The organism is Anabaena sp. CCY 0017 (assembly GCF_963920885.1).
GTDB lineage: Bacteria > Cyanobacteriota > Cyanobacteriia > Cyanobacteriales > Nostocaceae > Nodularia.
This window is the reverse complement of the sequence record NZ_CAWUDG010000071.1, coordinates 1-1,556: the sequence shown is the minus strand read 5'-3', so window position 1 is coordinate 1,556 and position 1,556 is coordinate 1. Positions and strand designations below refer to the sequence as shown.

1 protein-coding gene is annotated in these 1,556 nt (G+C 33.9%); it reads right to left on the bottom strand.

Translation table 11 applies throughout. From position 1 onward, the window contains the following. Positions 1-251 precede the first annotated feature (251 nt). Positions 252-1,556, bottom strand: a 1,305-nt coding sequence (locus tag ACM0OW_RS25715) for an ISLre2 family transposase (RefSeq protein WP_414553552.1), incomplete at its 5' end; no start/stop codon positions are given.

Here is a 1,556-nt window from a genome sequence, read left to right as displayed (position 1 = left end):
GGGAGCAACGCGATTTTGTGAAGTCGGAGAAAAAACAAGCGATCGCAAAAACTGAAATTTAAGTATAAAGTATTTTTATGTACAAGCCATAGGCGTATTTACACCATAAATTATCTTGATGAGATATCTCAAAAAGATTGCTAGCACGTCATTTAGCGATTATTTACAAAAATTTATGCAACAAGTCTTTAATGTGTAGTATTAATTACAACAGAAAATAAATCAACAGGAGAATAAAAGTATAAAATTTATCACCCAGTTGGGGATTTGACCAAAGAATTAAAAATGGAATCACAAAAATTATTCCAACTTTTAGCTATCCATTGACAACGCAGATGTAACATAATTTCTGCATTATTTTGTAACCAAAACTTACTGTTTCCTTTCATGCGTAAATTAACAACTTGACGAATTAAACTTTCAACTGCACCACTACCGAGAGGTAATTTTCGAGATGCCACCTCGTTATATTTTAAAAGCCTCCTTCTATAGGCTTTTAAAATATAATTTCGCTCTCGCACTAAAATTTTACAGCGTTCTCCAGTCGCGCCAGAGATAAATTCACCCATGTTTCTCATTAAATCTAGCGTTTGGCCTTTCTTTAAAGCTTTTCGAGCTTTTTTAAACCATAATTGACTTTCATTATCTGTACTAAAAGCAGCATCAGCAAAATCTTTTAAATGTGATACGGCGTGATAAAAGTCTAATAATTGATAAGTTTCGGATGGACATTTTAGCTTTTTTAATAACGGGGGAATGTGTATCCATATCCACTCTGCACCATCGGCAATCAATAATACCTGTTTAGCTTGGCTTATCCCCAAATTTACTAAGTACATTTCTAAAATTTTCAGAAACTCTTTATAACCGGAATATGTGCCATCATTAGTAATAGGTATTGCTGATGTTCTAATTTTTTTACCTTGTTCATTTACGACATAAATTGTTAGTAACTTTGGCTCCATCCATTCACCGACAAAGCCATGACGGTTTGTTTTGCTACTGGGTCTACCTTTTTTATTAAACCTAATTTTAGTTCTTCCACCATCTACAGCGATGACAACTCGTTGGTCTTTGAGAACATTACTATCAGATAAATTATCCATCTCCAGATTTAATATTTTCGATTGGCGAAGATTAATACCAATTTTACCAAAAAGGTAAGTCAGACGTTCGATTCGTTTTAAACTAACATTTATTCCCCAATCTATTAGAGTCGAATGTGCTGCATCAAAAGAACTTGCTATTGCACCATATTTGGCAATTGTTGACCAAACCAAAGGGGTAATACCTTCAGACATCCCTAGCCACTTTAAAAACGGACAAAATCCTTGATTTGAGGTTTTGATTTTTTGCTTTTTGAGTGAAGAACTATCAGATTTTTTACTTGTCGGATTCCGTTCAAGTACATAAGGTAAGTTTAAAGTTACTTCGATATTTCCAATTGTGATTATTTGTCGCTTTTTATAACCATGTTTTTGTGTGGTTGTGCTTCTCCATCCCTGTGTTTGAGCAACAGAGTAGTCAAGAATCTCCGGTGATATCGAAAGATTATA